Consider the following 13,985-nt stretch of genomic DNA (forward strand, 5'->3'; position numbering starts at 1 on the left):
CGGGGACCGGGGATCATCCCGGGCCGGCTCGGCACCATGCGTCATTCGCGCCCATGCCACTGTACGGCGGCGCCGGGGACACCCCTCCGGCAGGTGGACGGGGGCGCCTACGTCAGCGATGCCGTCAATCCTCACACGATCGGATGAATGTGGGGCGAAGGTGGCGGTACGGGCCGTGGAGACCGCTAAATTCACGCCGTTCCATGAGGGTCCGACGGGGCTGCCGCCCGGACCCGGAAGGCAGGAGACCGCACAGCTGATGACGGAACGACCACCGCAGCGCATCCCGAACCGCCAGCTCGCCGCGCTCATCGCCGAAGCCGGCTTCTCCAACGCGGGGCTCGCCAGACGGGTCGACCAGCTCGGTCTGGAACACGGCCTCGACCTGCGGTACGACAAGACCTCCGTGACCCGCTGGCTCCGCGGACAGCAGCCGCGCGGCACCACCCCCGCCCTCATCGCCGAGGTCTTCACCCGCCGCCTCGGCCGCCGCCTCTCCGCCCAGGACCTCGGCCTCGACGCCTGCGCGCCCGTCTACGCGGGCCTGGAGTTCGCCGCCACCCCCGAGGAGGCCGTCGACATCGTCAGCGGCCTGTGGCGCAAGGACTCCGGCAGCCACGCCGAACTCCGCAAGATCGCCTTCACCCCGGCCGGCCTCGTCGTCCCCAGCCGCGACTGGCTCATCGGCCGCGCCGACGACCGGGTCGCCCGCGGCGAGCCCGCCCCCGCCGCGCCCCGCGCCTCCGCGGCGCCCGCCGGGGTGCCCCCGCAGGACCCCCGGGTCCCGCCCCAGGGCCGCTTCTCCGTCCCCCGCCAGCGCGGTACGGACCGGGGCCCCGGCCAGCGGGTCTCCAGCGGCGACATCGCCGCCCTCCGCTCCGTCGGCGAGCTCTTCCGCACCCTCGACCACGCCTACGGCGGAGGCCACGCCCGCCAGGCCCTCGTCCGCTACCTGGAGCACGAGGCCGAGCCCATGCTGCGCGGCACGTACGGGGAGTCCACCGGCCGCCGCCTCTTCGCCGCCGCCGCCGACCTCACCCGGCTCGCCGGCTGGACCTCGTACGACATCGCCGCCCACGGGCTCGCCCAGCGGTACTTCGTCCAGGCGCTGCGTCTCGCCCAGGCCGCCGGGGACCGGGCCTACGGCTCGTACGTGCTCCTCACCATGAGCTGCCAGGCCGTCTACCTCGGCCACGGCCGGGAGGCCGTGCAGCTCGCCCGGGTCGCCCAGCAGGGCGTCGGCCCCGCCGCGCCGCCCGTCGTCCAGGCGATGCTCCACGCCGTCGAGGCGCGGGGCCACGCGGTCCTCGGCGAGGCGCGGGCCTGCAGCGCGTCCCTCGTCCGCGCGGAACGGGCCCTGGAAGCGGCCCGGCCCGGCGACGAGGTCCCGTACTGGGCCCGCCACTTCGACGAGGCGCAGCTCGCCGACGAGCTCGGGCACTGCCACCGGGACCTCCAGCAGTACCGGCCCGCCGCGCAGCACGCCGAACGCGCCCTCCAGCTCCGGGCGCCCGGCTACGCCCGCAGCCGCCTCTTCTGCCGGGTCGTCCTGGCCACCTCCCGCCTGGCCCTGGGGGAACTGGACCAGGCGTGCGCGCTGGGCGCGGAGGCGGCGCAGCAGGCGTCGGAGATGCGGTCGGCTCGTGCGGTCGAGTACGTCCGGGACTTCGAGCGCCGGCTGGAGCCGTACCGGGACGCGGCGGCGGCCCGCACGTACCGGGACCGGGTCGCGGCCCTGGGCTGACACCGCCCACCCCCGTGCGGGCCCGCGCCCCGCCCGTGTGGGCAATCGTCCCGCAGGGGCGAGGGGGTCCCCCCTGCTCGAGCGAAGCCGAGAGCTCGGGGGAGGGTGGGCACACGGGACGGTGCCCTCAGCGGCGCCTCCGCGTTCCGCGCCTGGACCCGCACCATCTGCGGCGGCGCACAACGGGGTGCGGGTCAGGGCGCGGGAGCCTCTGGCGCCGGCAAGGGCGCCGTCCGTTGTGCCCACCCGTTCCGCCCCAGCGGAACGATTGCCCACAACGGGCGGCGGGCGCGGAACGCATGCCCACAACGGCGGGGTCAGGCCGCGTTGTCTGCCGCCCGGGGCTGGTGGGGGATCCTCAGGTCCGTCAGGAGGGCGTTCGTGGCTCGGTGGGCCGAGGCGAGGGCGCCCTGGGGGGTGCTCACGTCCCGGTGGTCGCCGCATACGTACAGCCCCGCCAGGAGCCGGACCGAGCGGTGGGCGTCGTGCGGGGGCGGCATCGAGGGGACCGCGTCGGGGGTGTGGTGGAGGGCGAGGAGCTCCCAGTCGTCCGTCGACGTGCCGTACAACGTGGCGAGGTGCTTGCGGACCCGCCGCTCCGTGTCGTCCGGCGGCGTGCCGAGGACCGTGGAGGTGACGAGCGCCCGCCCGGCCGGGGCCCGGGACGGGTCGACCGCGCTCATGACCGCCGTGTGGGCGACCGGCCCGCCGGGGTCGGACTCCAGGAGCAGGGTGGGGTCCGCACACGGCGCCACGGGAGCCGTGTGGTGCAGGACCGTGACCGGGTGGAAGGCGGGGACCCGCAACCCCGGCAGCAGGGACGCCGCCGTACGCGCCCCCGTGGCCAGCAGGACGGAACGACAGCCGATGACGCCGTGGTCGGCCGTCGTGACCCGGGAGACCGACACGTCCGTGACCCGGACCCCCGTGCGGACCGTGCCCGGCGGCAGCGCGGCGGCGAGCCGTTCGGGGAGCGCCGCCGAGCCGCCCTCGGGGACGGCCGGCCGCCCCCGGGCGAACGCGCGGAGCGCCAGGTCCGCCTGACGGCTGGACGTGCCGAGGTCCGGGTCGGCGAGGAGCGCGGCGAGCAGCGGCCGCAGCACCCCCTGGACCGTGCGGGCGGGGAGCCTCGCGGTCAGGGCCTCCCGGGCGGTCCGCTCGGGCCGGGCGAGCAGCCGCGCGGTCGGCGTCGCGGCGAGCCGGACGAGGGAGGCGCCGAGCCGCGCCTGGTCGAGCGAGGCGGCCGGATTGCGGGGGGCGCTCGCGAGGGCGCGCGCCACGCTGAACGCTCCCCCCACGCCACGGTGGACCCCGCCGCCCCGCTGGCCGGGCGTCCGCCGCGGGTGCGGGACGCCCCACCGCGCGTACCGCCCGTCGCTGTGCACGAGCACCCCGGGGGCGAACGGACGCAGCGGAAGGCCGGCGAGCCCCGGCGTGGCCCGGAGTTCCTCGGACGAGAGGGTGGGCAGCGGGCCCGTACGGTCGAGCCGGAATCCGTCGACGAGGTCGGTGGCCAGCCGGCCGCCGACCCGCGGTTCCGCCTCCAGGACGGCGACGGCGAGCCCGGCGCCGGTCAGCCGGTGCGCGGCCGCGAGCCCCGCGATCCCGGCTCCTACGATGACGACGTCGACGGCCTCCACGACGTCCCTGTGCTGTGCGCTACTTGCGGTACTGAGCACGTGCCCCTCCCCAGGTCGGCGCGCCGGTGGGAGGCCTTATGCCCCCAACGGGCCCCCGGAATGCCCAAGTTCGCGTTCGTATCGAACGCTGGGCCTCGACAGTGGGCGTCGAGCCTAGGCAGCGCCGGGCGGGAAGTCGGCCCGCGCGCGGCGGGGTGCACGCAGCACGGGGGAGCGCAGGGGCCCGGGTTACCGCAGCGCCGCGCGGATCGAGTCGTCGATCGTCGGGAAGGCGAAGTCGAAACCGGTCTCCAACAGGCGCCCCGGCAGCACCCGCTGACTGCCCAGCACGTCCGCCGCGAAGTCGCCGAGGACGGCCTTCAGGGCGGGCGCCGGCACGGTGAAGAGCGTCGGGCGGTGCAGGACCCGGCCCATCGCCGCCGTCACCTCGCGGTTGGTGACGGGGTCGGGGGCCGTCAGGTTCACCGGGCCCGAGAGGGACGGGGTGTCGACGAGGTGGCGCAGGGCGGCGACCTCGTCGTGGAGGGAGATGTACGACCAGTACTGCCGGCCGTCGCCCATCCGCCCGCCGAGCCCCGCGCGGAAGACGGGGAAGAGCCGGCCCCAGGCGCCGCCCTCACGGGCCACGACCAGGCCGGTGCGGGCGTAGGTGACGCGGATGCCGGCCTCTTCGGCGGGGGCGGCCGCGGCCTCCCACTCCACGCAGACCGAGGGCAGGAAGCCCGTGCCGGCGGGGGCGCTCTCGTCCACCGCGCGGGTGCCGGTGTCCCCGTACCAGCCGAGTGCCGTGCCGCAGACCAGCGCCTCCGGCGGGGCGGCGAGGGAGGCGAGCGCCTGGGCGATCGCCGTCGTGCCGAGGACCCGGCTGTCCCGGATCTCCTTCTTGTACGCCTCGTTCCAGCGGCGCTCGCCGACGCCGGCGCCCGCCAGGTGCACGACGGCGTCGACGCCGACGAGCCCGGCGGCGTCCACGTACAGCCGCTTCGGGTCCCATTCGACCTCGTCGGCGGTACGGGCCGGGCGGCGGACGAGGCGGAGGACGTCGTGGCCGTCGGCGCGCAGGGAGCGGACCAGGGCCGAGCCGATGAGTCCGGAGGCGCCGGTGACGGCGACGCGCTTGCGGGTGGCGGAACGCTGCATGGTCACCATCCTGCCCTCCCCGGCGGGTGCGTGGCACAGTGGCCGTCATGATCGTGCCGGAGACGCAGATACGCATACGCACCGCCGTGCAGGACGACGACGCCGCGCTCTCGGAGCTCGACCGGGCCACCTGGTCGACCCTCCACGCCGTGCTGCCCGCCCCGGAGCCGGGCGCGCCCTTCTTCGACGAGCGGCACGTGCCGGAGCACTACCTCGTGGCGGTGGCCGGCGGGGCGGTCGTCGGGTACGTCCGGGTGGTGCCGCCGACCCCGCTCGCCGCCACCGCGCACGTCCGCCAGGTCCAGGGCCTCGCCGTCGCCGGGTCCGCCCGGGGCAAGGGCGTCGCCCGGGCGCTGCTGCGGGCCGCGATGGACCGGGCCCGGGAGGAGGGCGCCGTCCGGATCACCCTGCGGGTCCTCGGGCACAACGCGCCGGCCCGCGCGCTCTACGCCTCCGAGGGCTTCCGGGTCGAGGGCGTGCTGCCGGGGGAGATGTTCCTCGACGGGGCGTACGTGGACGACGTCCTGATGGGCCGCTCGCTACTCGCCTGACGCGTCCCGCAACAGCCGCATCCCGCCCATGAGTTCGCGCAGGCAGCGGACCGCGAGGGCGGCCGGTGCGCCGTCTCCGTGCTCCGGCGCGTCCGTCTCCGCCCAGCTCTCCAGGGCGATCCGGATCGCGTCGGTGGCCGCCGCCGCCGCGAGGCGCACCTCCAGCGGGTCGGCGTCCGGTCCGGCGAGCCCGGCGACGACCTCGCGCAGCCGCTCCTCGGACTCCTGGTTGACCCGGTACCAGACGGCCCGGAGGGCGGGGTCCTCGGCGGCGGCCCGCAGGAGTCCGCGCGTCCAGCGCAGGCCCTCCGTGTCGGCCGCGCTCGCAGGGGTGAGCGACGCGGCGATCGAGCGCTCCAGGGCCTCGGGCACGCCGGCGCCCGGTTCGGTCGCGGCGAGGAGGGCCCGCCAGCGGTCGGCTCCGCCGGAGAGGAGCGGGGCGACGGCGTCCTGCTTGGACCGGAAGTAGCGGTAGAAGGTGCGCAGGGCGACGCCGGACCGCTGGGCGATCTCCTCGGCCGTGGTGCCGTCGGGGCCGCGCTCGGTGAAGAGCTCGGCGGCGGCGCGGGCGATGTCCAGCTGGGTGGCGGCCTTGCGGCGCTCCGTCAGCGAGGGGAGCGAGGGGGTGGGGGGCGTGGCGCCCACGGGCTTGGTGCTCACCCACGAAGCGTACGCCTGCGGCTGTCGAAGATGCATGACGTGCAAGTGTGGCAAAACGTGCCACTCAGGCGTACGGTGTCGGTACCCCCGGAAAGCTTGACATCGAGAGGTTGTCGACATGAACCAGCTGACTCGTTACGAAGGACGCCGCGCCCTCATCACCGGCGGCGGCTCCGGCATCGGCCAGGCCACCGTCCTGCGCATGCTCGCCGAGGGCGGCCGGGTCGTCGCCGCCGACATCAGCGAGGACGGCCTCAAGGACACCGTCGCCAAGGCCGGCGACGCCGCCGACCGCCTCACCACGCTCGTCGTGAACATCGGCGACGAGACCTCCGTACGCGAGGGCGTCGCCGCCGCCGTCGAGGCGCTCGGCGGCCTGGACGTGCTGGTCAACGCCGCCGGCATCCTCCGCTCCTCGCACACCCACGAGACCACCCTCGACTCCTTCGAGCAGGTCGTCCGGATCAACCTCACCGGCACCTTCCTGATGATCCGCGAGGCGATCCCGGCGCTCCTGGAGGGCGACGACTCCGCCGTCGTGAACTTCTCCTCCACCTCCGCGATGTTCGCCCACCCCTACATGGCGGCCTACGCGGCCAGCAAGGGCGGCATCCAGTCCATGACCCACGCGCTCGCCGCCGAGTACTCCAAGCAGGGCATCCGCTTCACCGCCGTCCAGCCCGGCTCCATCTCCTCCGGCATGACCGACGGCTCCGGCGCCTCCAGGCAGTCCCAGGGCCCCGGCCTGCCCGAGGACACCGACTGGTCCCTCTTCACCAAGCTCGCCCCGGCCCTCGGCCAGGGCTTCGCCGGCCCCGAGACCGTCGCCGGCGTCGTCGCGATGCTCGCCTCCGAGGACGGCCGGTTCATCACCGGCACCGAGGTCCGCATCGACGGCGGGACCCACTTCTGATGACCGTCGCCGAGGTCTTCCGCGGTCGCACCGCCGTCATCACGGGAGCGTCCTCCGGCATCGGCGCCGGCCTCGCCCGGCACGCCGCCGGGCTCGGCATGAAGCTGGTCCTCGCCGACATCGCCGCCGACCGCCTCGCCGAGTTCGCCGGCGAGCTGTCCGCCACCGGGGCCGAGGTCACCGCCGTCGTCACCGACGTCGCCGACCCCGCCTCGGTCGAGGCCCTCGCCGACACCGCGTACACCCGCCACGGCGCCGTCGACCTGCTGGTCAACAACGCCGGGATCATGGCCATGGGCTACTCCTGGGAGATCCCGGCCGAGCGCTGGGACGCCATGCTCCGGATCAACATCGGCGGATACGTCAACGGCATCCGGGCCTTCGTCCCGCGCATGCTGGAGCGCGGCGAGAAGGCGTGGGTCGTCAACGTCTCCTCGATCGGCGGCATGCTGCCGAGCCCGCTGATGGCGCCGTACAGCGTCACCAAGTTCGGCACGCTCGCCCTCACCGAGTCGCTGCACTACGAGATGCAGATGAAGGGCGCCCCGATCCAGGTGTCCGTCGTGACCCCCGGCTCGGTCAAGAGCGAGATCTTCAAGGCCGCCCGCCCCGGGGAGACCGCCCCGCCGGAGATCGCCGCCTTCAACGACCAGCTGCAGGCGATGGCCGACGAGCACGGGCTCACGCCCGAGGAGCACGCCGAGCGGGTCTTCGAGATGATCGCCGAGGGGAAGTACTGGGCGATCCCGCAGCCCGAGCAGCTCTTCCCGGCGCTCCAGCCGAGGACGGACATGATCCTCGGCCAGGAGAACCCCCGGCTCCAGCTGGGCTGACACGTACGGATCCCGGGGTCCGCCCCCCGGGATCCGTGCTACACCGTCCCGAAGCGCTCCCACAGCCGGGGGAAGCGGGCCGCGAGCACCTCGTCGTCCGCCAGGTCGAAGGGGGTGCCGAGCGGCTCCCCGCCCGGCATCGGAATGCCCAGGTCGGGGGTCTCGCCGCCGGTCAGCCGCTCGTACGCCTCGTCCGCCGCGAAGCCGATCTCCTCGCCGTCCCCGTCGATCTCCACGTCGAAGTCGCCGATCAGCTCCGCCAGCGCGTCCGGATCGTGCACGCCCCCCTCGTACACCTCCCGGCCCTGGCCGATCAGCCAGCAGCGGAAGGAGTCGAAGGTCTCCTCGCCGGCCCCGTCGAAGAGCACCGCCGCCGCGCCCCACAGGTCCCAGAGGTACGCGCGGTTGAAGCGGGCCTCGAAATGGCGCGCGTAGTCGAGCACCGAGTCGGGGTCGAGCCGGGTCAGCCGCTCCACGAGCAGGTCGGCCTGCTCCTCGGGGTCGCCCTCGGCTTCCTCGCGGGTGGCGTCGATGAGCTCCCAGAACTCGGTCTCGTCCATCACGGGAACAGCATCGTGGCTCGCGCAGTCCGACGCACCCGGAAAGCCCGAAATGAAACCAGACAGAAGACGTCCGGTTTCCCTGCCAGTCTGACGCCCATGACGACTGAAACCACCCCTCTGCGCGGACGGATCTGCCTGGTCGCCGGGGCCACCCGGGGCGCCGGACGGGCCATCGCCGTCCAGCTCGGCACCGCCGGGGCCACCGTGTACGTCACCGGCCGCACCACCCGCGAGAAGGTCAGCGAGGTCGGCCGCGCCACGGAGACCATCGAGGAGACCGCCGAACTGGTGACGGCCGCGGGCGGCGAGGGCATCGCCGTCCCCACCGACCACCTCGACCCCGAGCAGGTCCGTGCCCTCGTCGAGCGGATCGACCGCGAGCAGGGCCGGCTCGACGTCCTCGTCAACGACGTGTGGGGCGGCGAGCACCTGATCACCTTCGGGAAGAAGACCTGGGAGAACGACCTCGCCGGCGGCCTCCGGATGCTCGAACTCGGCGTGCGGACCCACGCCATCACCTCGCACCTCGCCGTCCCGCTGCTGATCCGCAACCCCGGCGGGCTCGTCGTCGAGGTCACCGACGGCACCGCCGCGTACAACAGCACCCGCTTCCGCGAGAACCTCTACTACGACCTCGCCAAGAACGCCCCGATCCGGATGGCGTTCGGCCTCGCAAAGGAGCTGGCGGAGTACGGCGGCACGGCCGTCGTCGTCACCCCCGGCTGGCTCAGGTCCGAGCAGATGCTCGCCGGCTTCGGCGTCACCGAGGAGAACTGGCGCGACGCCACGGAGAAGATTCCCGACTTCGGCGTCTCCGAGTCGCCGGTGTACGTCGGACGGGCCGTCGCCGCCCTCGCCGCCGACCCCGACCGGCACCGCTGGACCGGACAGTCCCTCTCCAGTGGGCAGCTCGCCGGCGAGTACGGCTTCACGGACGCGGACGGCTCCCGCCCGGACGCGTGGGGCTTCATCGTCGCGAGCGAGACGGGGAAGCAGGACCCGGAGGACTACCGGTAGAGCCGCGCCAGGCCCCGGGCCGCCTCCGCGAACCGTTCCCGGAGCGTGCCGGGGGCCAGTACCTCCGCCTCCGGGCCGAGCCCGAGCAGCTGGCCGAAGGCGACCTCCTCGCTCTCCACCCGCAGGACGACCCGCACCAGGCCGCCCTCGGCGGTCCCCGCCGCGAGCGCCTCCTCGGCGGCCGCCCGGTCCGTGACGTACGGCAGACGGCGGGCGCCCGCCGCCGAGAGCCGTACGACCACCTCCGTACGCAGCAGGGAGCGGGCGAACTCCGCCGACCGCTCCTCCCAGAACACCGGCAGGTCGAAGTCCGGGTCCCGGTCGAAGCGCTCCTCGCCCACGGCCACCGAGGTGAACCGGTCCACCCGGTAGGTGCGGAAGGACGAGCCCGCGCGGGCGCACACGTACCAGACGCCCGCCTTCAGGACGAGGCCGTACGGCTCCAGCTCCCGCTCCACCTCGCCGCCGTCGCCGCGCCGGTACCGGGCCGACACCCGGCGGTCGTCCCACACCGCCTCCGCCACCGGCGCGAGCAGCTCCGGAGTCTCCGGCTCCTGGTACCAGCCCGGCGCGTCCAGATGGAAGCGCCGGGCCGCCGACTCGTGCGCGTCCCGCAGCGACGGCAGCAGCGCCGCCGACACCTTGAGGCGCGCCGCCGAGGCCGCGTCCTCCAGGCCCATGTCCCGCAGCGCGCCCGGCAGTCCGGACAGGAACAGCGCCTCCGCCTCGCCGCGCGCGAGCCCGGTCAGCCGGGTGCGGTAGCCGCCGACGAGCCGGTACCCGCCGGCCCGCCCCCGGACCGCGTACACCGGCACCCCCGCCTCCGACAGGGCCAGCGCGTCCCGGGTGACGGTCCGCTCCGACACCTCCAGCTCGGCGGCGAGCTGAGCGGCTGTCATGGAGGGCCGGTCCTGGAGGAGCAGGACCATCTTGATGAGGCGGGCGGCGCGCATGCGTCCATCATCGTGCGCTCAGCCGCGCAGGGTGGCGGCGGCCTTGTACGTGCGCAGCACGGGCGCGGTCTCGATGCGCGTGATCGCGTCGAGGGCGACCCGCCGGGTCAGGTAGTGGTGCAGGGCCTCGGCGTCCTGGCACAGGGCGTGCGCCACCAGGTTGGTGGGGCCGGTGGTGGCGGCCACGAGGGCGAGTTCGTCATGGCCGGCCAGGGCGGTGGCGACCTCGTCGAGGCGGCTCGGAGCGACCTGCATCCACAGCAGCGCGGAGACGGTGACGCCGAGCACGGCCGGCTCGATGTCGATGTCGAAGAACAGCGCGCCGCGCGCCCGCAGAGCGGTCAGCCGGCGGGCGACGGTGGCGGGCGTGGAACCGGTCGCCGCCGCCAGGTCCGCGTAGCCGGCCCGGGCGTCCGCGCGCAGCGCGCCGAGCAGGCGGCGGTCGGCGTCGGTGAGTTCGTACGGCCCGCTGTCCGCCGCCGGTAGGGTCCCGGCGCGCAGCCGGGCCTCCTGCTCGGGGGAGAGGACGCCGAGGCGGCCGCGCCAGGGGGTGGGCCCGCCGAGGTAGGTGTGCAGCAGACAGTGGGCGGAGACGGCGGTGACGCCGGCGGTGCGGGGGATGTCGCGCAGCAGGAGGGAGTGGGCGTCCGGGCCGCCGGGCGCGGCGTGGACGATCGCGACGATCTCGGTGCCGCCGGAGGTCAGCCGCACCCACGAGGTGTCGGACCGGCGCGCGAGGGCGGCCGCCAGGTCGTGGGCGGTACGGGTGGCGGCCGTCAGCCGCAGGAACCACTGGTCCGTCCGCGTGCTCCGGGGATCCGGCAGCGCGACCACCCGCAACCCGGCCTCGGCGTGCAGCCGGCGGTAGCGGCGCGTCACGGTCTGGGTGGAGGACCCGAGCACCTCGGCGATGAGCGTGAACGGGGCGCGGGCGTCCACGTGGAGGGCGTGGATGAGACCACGGTCGAGCTCGTCGGGGATGAGGATGTCCGGCACGGTAGCGGGTCGGGGATGAAACGACCGAGGGGCCGCCTCCGTATGTGCGTACGGAAGCGACCCCTCGGACGGATGGGAGGCCCTTACAGGCCGTAGCGCTCGCGCGCCTCCTTCACGGCCGAGGCCGGGACCTCGCCGCGGCGGGCCAGCTGGGCCAGGGCCGCGACGACGATCGACTGGGCGTCGACGCCGAAGTGGCGGCGGGCCGCGTCGCGGGTGTCCGACAGGCCGAAGCCGTCGGCACCGAGCGAGGACCAGTCCTGCTCGACCCACTGCGCGATCTGGTCCGGGACCTGGCGCATGTAGTCGGAGACCGCGAGGACCGGGGACTCGATGCCCTCGAGCGCCTTGCGGACGTACGGCACCTGCTCCTCGCCGCGCAGGAGGGCCGCGTCGGCCTCCAGCGCGTCGCGACGCAGCTCGGTCCAGGAGGTCGCGGACCACACGTCGGCGCCCACGCCCCACTCGGCGGCGAGCAGCTTCTGCGCCTCCAGGGCCCAGTGGATGGCCGTGCCGGAGGAGAGGAGCTGGATCCGCGAGGCGTTCGCGGGCAGGTCGAGACCGGCCGACTCCGCCGTGTTGAAGCGGTAGAGGCCCTTGACGATGCCCTCGTCGATGCCGGACGGCTTGGCCGGCTGCGGCATCGGCTCGTTGTAGACGGTGAGGTAGTAGAAGACGTTCTGGTCCTCGCCCTCGGCGGCCTCGCCGTACATCCGGCGCAGACCCTCCTTGACGATGACCGCGACCTCGTAGGCGAACGCCGGGTCGTACGTCAGGGCCGCCGGGTTGGTGGCCGCGATGACGGGGGAGTGGCCGTCGGCGTGCTGGAGGCCCTCACCGGTCAGGGTGGTGCGGCCGGCGGTGGCGCCGACGAGGAAGCCGCGGCCGAGCTGGTCGCCGAGCTGCCACATCTGGTCGGCGGTCCGCTGCCAGCCGAACATCGAGTAGAAGATGTAGAACGGGATCATGGCCTCGCCGTGCGTCGAGTACGCGGTCGACGCGGCGATGAAGTCGGCCATCGAGCCGGCCTCGGTGATGCCCTCGTTCAGGATCTGGCCGTTGACGGCCTCCTTGTAGTACATCAGCTGGTCGCGGTCGACCGGCTCGTACGTCTGGCCCTTCGGCGAGTAGATGCCGAGCGACGGGAACAGCGACTCCATACCGAAGGTACGGGCCTCGTCCGGGACGATCGGGACCCAGCGCTTGCCGGTCTCCTTGTCGCGGATCAGGTCCTTCATCAGTCGCACGAACGCCATCGTCGTGGCCATCGACTGCGAGCCGGAGCCCTTGTCGAACGCCGCGAACGCCTTGTCGGCCGGGGCCGGCAGCGGGGCGAGCGGGTGGGTGCGGCGGGCCGGGGCGGGGCCGCCGAGGGCCGCGCGGCGCTCCTGGAGGTAGCGGACCTCGGGGGAGTCGGCGCCGGGGTGGCCGTACGGCACCTGGCCGTCGACGAACTGCGCGTCCGAGATGGGCAGCTCAAGAAGGTCACGCATGTTCTTGAACTCGTCCGTCGTCAGCTTCTTCATCTGGTGGTTCGCGTTCTTCGACGCGAAGCCCTCACCCAGGGTGAAGCCCTTGACGGTCTGCGCGAGGATGACCGTCGGCGCGCCCTTGAACTCCAGGGCGGCCTTGTACGCGGCGTACACCTTGCGCGGCTCGTGGCCACCGCGGGAGAGGTGGAAGCACTCGAGGATCTTGTCGTCGGACAGCAGCTGCGCCATCGCTACGAGCGCCGGGTCCTTGCCGAAGAAGTCCTGGCGGATGTAGGCGGCGTCGCGGGTCTGGTACGTCTGGACCTGCGCGTCCGGCACCTCGCGGAGGCGGCGGACGAGGGCGCCGGTGGTGTCGAGCGCGAACAGCTCGTCCCAGGCGTTGCCCCACAGCGACTTCACGACGTTCCAGCCGGCGCCGCGGAACTGGGCCTCCAGCTCCTGCACGATCTTGAAGTTGGCGCGGACCGGGCCGTCGAGGCGCTGCAGGTTGCAGTTGATGACGAAGGTCAGGTTGTCCAGACCCTCGCGGGCGGCCAGGGCGAGGGCCGCGGTCGACTCGGGCTCGTCCATCTCGCCGTCACCGAGGAACGCCCACACGTGCGAGGCGGAGACGTCCTTGATGGAGCGGTTGGTCAGGTAGCGGTTGAACCGCGCCTGGTAGATCGCGGAGAGCGGGCCCAGACCCATGGAGACGGTGGGGAACTCCCACAGCCAGGGGAGGCGGCGCGGGTGCGGGTAGGAGGGCAGGCCGTTGCCGCCGGCCTCCTGCCGGAAGTTGTCGAGGTGGGCCTCGTTCAGGCGCCCGTCGAGGAAGGCGCGGGCGTAGATGCCGGGGGAGGCGTGGCCCTGGATGTAGAGCTGGTCGCCGGAACCGTCGGCTTCCTTGCCCTTGAAGAAGTGGTTGAAGCCGGTCTCGTAGAGCCAGGCCGCGGAGGCGAAGGTGGCGATGTGGCCGCCGACGCCGTGCTTGGAGCCGCGGGTGACCATCGCGGCCGCGTTCCAGCGGTTCCACGCGGTGATCTTCCGCTCCATCTCCTCGTCGCCGCCGAACTCGGTGACCGAGGGCTCGGCGGAGGTGGGGATGGTGTTGACGTAGTCCGTCTCCAGGAGCTTCGGCAGGGCGAGGCCCGCGCCCTCGGCGTGCTGGAGGGTACGACGCATCAGGTAGGCGGCCCGGTGGGGGCCGGCGGCCTTGGTGACGGCGTCCAGGGAGGCCGCCCACTCGGCGGTCTCCTCGGTGTCACGGTCCGGGAGCTGGTCGAGCTCGCTCGGAATCTTGCCTACGGGATCGGTCATGATCGCCGCCTTCCGGACAGATGGGGGTGGAGATAAGGGGGCCTTGTCTGGCAGGACAGGGCGAAGGGCCGGGTGACGGCCCGCCGAAGACTGTAAGCCGTCGATCGATGATCGATCAAAGCTTCCTCAAGAAAAAGATGCCCGGAGCACCAAAGTCGGCACAGGGTGCCGCGAAGAAGGGCACCC

General features: G+C 73.9%; 12 protein-coding genes. 5 read left to right on the plus strand and 7 right to left on the minus strand.

What is annotated here, in order from left to right; translation table 11 throughout:
* Positions 1 to 259: 259 nt before the first annotated feature.
* Complete coding sequence (locus tag GGE06_RS03975; protein WP_116161372.1) at positions 260 to 1,744, plus strand: NsdA family TPR-like regulatory protein; 1,485 nt, start codon at positions 260 to 262, stop codon at positions 1,742 to 1,744.
* Between the two features lie 317 nt (positions 1,745 to 2,061).
* On the opposite strand, the gene GGE06_RS03980 is transcribed toward GGE06_RS03975, so the two are convergent.
* Positions 2,062 to 3,423 (minus strand): NAD(P)/FAD-dependent oxidoreductase, encoded by a 1,362-nt coding sequence (locus GGE06_RS03980; protein WP_116161373.1) that lies wholly within the window; start codon positions 3,421 to 3,423, stop codon positions 2,062 to 2,064.
* A 189-nt stretch (positions 3,424 to 3,612) separates the two neighbouring features.
* Positions 3,613 to 4,533, minus strand: a complete 921-nt coding sequence (locus tag GGE06_RS03985; protein ID WP_116161374.1) for a TIGR01777 family oxidoreductase — start codon at positions 4,531 to 4,533, stop codon at positions 3,613 to 3,615.
* Positions 4,534 to 4,571: 38 nt separating this feature from the next.
* On the opposite strand from GGE06_RS03985, the gene GGE06_RS03990 reads away from it, so the two are divergent.
* The gene (locus GGE06_RS03990) at positions 4,572 to 5,075 is read left to right on the plus strand and encodes a GNAT family N-acetyltransferase (RefSeq protein WP_116165581.1); all 504 of its coding nucleotides are present in this window, start codon (positions 4,572 to 4,574) and stop codon (positions 5,073 to 5,075) included.
* Here GGE06_RS03990 and GGE06_RS03995 read toward each other — a convergent pair.
* The gene (locus GGE06_RS03995) at positions 5,064 to 5,735 is read right to left on the minus strand and encodes a TetR/AcrR family transcriptional regulator (RefSeq protein ID WP_312883023.1); all 672 of its coding nucleotides are present in this window, start codon (positions 5,733 to 5,735) and stop codon (positions 5,064 to 5,066) included. The two genes, GGE06_RS03990 and GGE06_RS03995, sit on opposite strands and share 12 nt — an antisense overlap.
* 118 nt (positions 5,736 to 5,853) lie before the next feature.
* Here GGE06_RS03995 and GGE06_RS04000 point away from each other — a divergent pair, with 118 nt between their 5' ends.
* Both GGE06_RS04000 and GGE06_RS04005 read left to right on the plus strand, forming a co-directional pair.
* Positions 5,854 to 6,648: an SDR family NAD(P)-dependent oxidoreductase gene (locus GGE06_RS04000; RefSeq protein WP_184930027.1), complete on the plus strand. Its 795-nt coding sequence runs from the start codon at positions 5,854 to 5,856 to the stop codon at positions 6,646 to 6,648.
* Entirely contained in the window at positions 6,648 to 7,481 is an 834-nt protein-coding gene (locus tag GGE06_RS04005; protein ID WP_184930028.1) for an SDR family NAD(P)-dependent oxidoreductase, read from the plus strand. Before GGE06_RS04000 ends, GGE06_RS04005 begins: the two co-directional genes overlap by 1 nt.
* Positions 7,482 to 7,519: 38 nt before the next feature.
* Here GGE06_RS04005 and GGE06_RS04010 read toward each other — a convergent pair whose 3' ends face one another.
* A complete protein-coding gene (locus GGE06_RS04010; RefSeq protein WP_116161378.1) occupies positions 7,520 to 8,041 on the minus strand; it encodes a DUF4240 domain-containing protein in 522 nt (173 codons plus the stop codon).
* Positions 8,042 to 8,140: 99 nt separating this feature from the next.
* Between GGE06_RS04010 and GGE06_RS04015 the strand changes: the two genes are divergently transcribed.
* Positions 8,141 to 9,061 carry an SDR family oxidoreductase gene (locus GGE06_RS04015; protein ID WP_184930029.1) on the plus strand — a complete coding sequence of 307 codons (921 nt, stop codon included), beginning with the start codon at positions 8,141 to 8,143 and terminating at the stop codon, positions 9,059 to 9,061.
* Here GGE06_RS04015 and GGE06_RS04020 read toward each other — a convergent pair.
* From GGE06_RS04020 to aceE, 3 genes are all read right to left on the minus strand, one after another.
* Positions 9,052 to 10,014 (minus strand): helix-turn-helix transcriptional regulator, encoded by a 963-nt coding sequence (locus tag GGE06_RS04020; RefSeq protein ID WP_184930030.1) that lies wholly within the window; start codon positions 10,012 to 10,014, stop codon positions 9,052 to 9,054. The genes GGE06_RS04015 and GGE06_RS04020 overlap by 10 nt on opposite strands.
* A gap of 18 nt (positions 10,015 to 10,032) precedes the next feature.
* Positions 10,033 to 11,001: an Lrp/AsnC family transcriptional regulator gene (locus GGE06_RS04025; protein WP_116165582.1), complete on the minus strand. Its 969-nt coding sequence runs from the start codon at positions 10,999 to 11,001 to the stop codon at positions 10,033 to 10,035.
* Positions 11,002 to 11,093: 92 nt separating this feature from the next.
* Positions 11,094 to 13,799: a pyruvate dehydrogenase (acetyl-transferring), homodimeric type gene (aceE, locus tag GGE06_RS04030; protein ID WP_116161382.1), complete on the minus strand. Its 2,706-nt coding sequence runs from the start codon at positions 13,797 to 13,799 to the stop codon at positions 11,094 to 11,096.
* Positions 13,800 to 13,985 lie beyond the last annotated feature (186 nt).

It is taken from the genome of Streptomyces nymphaeiformis (assembly GCF_014203895.1).
Classification (GTDB): domain Bacteria; phylum Actinomycetota; class Actinomycetes; order Streptomycetales; family Streptomycetaceae; genus Streptomyces; species Streptomyces nymphaeiformis.